The 1,230-nt window shown below is 39.3% G+C and carries 2 protein-coding genes; both read left to right on the top strand.

Annotated elements, in window-relative coordinates; translation table 11 throughout:
- Positions 1-63: 63 nt before the first annotated feature.
- The gene (locus tag VHA02S_RS24800) at positions 64-594 is read left to right on the top strand and encodes a hypothetical protein (RefSeq protein ID WP_038899601.1); all 531 of its coding nucleotides are present in this window, start codon (positions 64-66) and stop codon (positions 592-594) included.
- 133 nt (positions 595-727) lie between these two features.
- Positions 728-1,225, top strand: a complete 498-nt coding sequence (locus VHA02S_RS24795) for a hypothetical protein (RefSeq protein WP_053808549.1) — start codon at positions 728-730, stop codon at positions 1,223-1,225.
- The last annotated feature ends 5 nt before the right edge of the window (positions 1,226-1,230 follow it).

Raw genomic sequence — 1,230 nt, 5'->3', positions numbered from 1 at the left:
CGGTATTGCGTTGCTCACACCTTAACAGGGCGTTATGTGCCACCAGAGTTTTGAGGCAATAAATTGAAGTATAAAGACTTGTCGAAAATTGCACTAGATCCATATAGCACAGAAAAGAGTATCGATTTACTCAAGCTGCATGGGGTTAGTGCGCCTGATTCTGTTATTGAACAGTTTTATATTGATCATAATGCCAACAGTCGCTTTTTAGCTCTCTACGGTGATCTATCACTTCCTGATCTAAAATGGGAGCTAGTTGATTTTGATACGACGAAGTTTTTGCAGATAGGTAGCAATGCTTCATTTCCTGATTTCCTTGAGGAGGTATCTGAAGATGCATCGCATTTCAACGACGTCGGAGAGGCAGTAATTGATTGCCGAGAGGAAGTACTCAATCATTGGAAAAAGCATGGTACTTGGTTAACTCCACCGATATTTCTAGATGCAAATGTTCTTGGTGGTAAATCTGGCATACCTCATTTAGTTGAGGGGCATTCAAGGGTTGGGTGCCTGCTTGGTATTCAAAAATATAAAATCATTCCTTTGGCTGACAGGCACAAAGTGTATTGGGGCTATATTCGCAAAGGCACATAACAAATTGTTCAAGAGTGATTCGGCACGCGTGGCATTTTTGCTATGCGTCAGGTTTAGCGGTTAAGGTGGTATGCAGAGACTTCGGTATTGCGTGCCTCACACCTTAACAAGGCGTTATATGCAAGAGGTAATAATGTTACATAATTTCAAAGAGAAAGAGATTGTTAAGCTAAGATACAAACATTTTCGCCCTGCAATCCAAAAACTATCTCAGTTATCGGATCCATTGAGTTTAGTCTTAAGTATTCATCTCCTGTCTGAAAATATGCTTGATGAGTTGATTCGGTTAATTTTTGAGGAAAAAGCAGGCGCTATCCTAAACTTGAGGTTGAATTACGCCAAGAAATTAGAGTTGGTATCAGCTTTTGAACTTGAGAAAGGTGTACCTGTTTTAGCGCCGGACATTCGAGGCTCTCTAAAAAAATTAAACAACTTTCGAAATAATCTAGCACATCGTTTCGACTATGAGTTTACAAATGAAATGTTGCATCAATTATATGTAGATAACCTGTTTGATCTTGATGAACTGAAAGGGCGACCTGTACATAGAAACCTATATGATTACGCAGTTATAGTATTACCGGGTATATTCCCATATGTCGAAGAAGACACAGGTGATATTTGCATATAACAAAC

The organism is Vibrio harveyi NBRC 15634 = ATCC 14126 = KCTC 12724, assembly GCF_001591145.1.
GTDB classification, from domain to species: Bacteria; Pseudomonadota; Gammaproteobacteria; order Enterobacterales; family Vibrionaceae; genus Vibrio; species Vibrio harveyi.
Note: the sequence above shows the minus strand (reverse complement) of the source record. Positions and strands in the feature narration are given on the sequence as shown.

Coding starts and splice junctions, on each gene's coding strand:
- VHA02S_RS24795 (WP_053808549.1), top strand. CDS start 728: ATGTTACATAATTTCAAAGAGAAAGAGATTGTTAAGCTAAGATACAAA.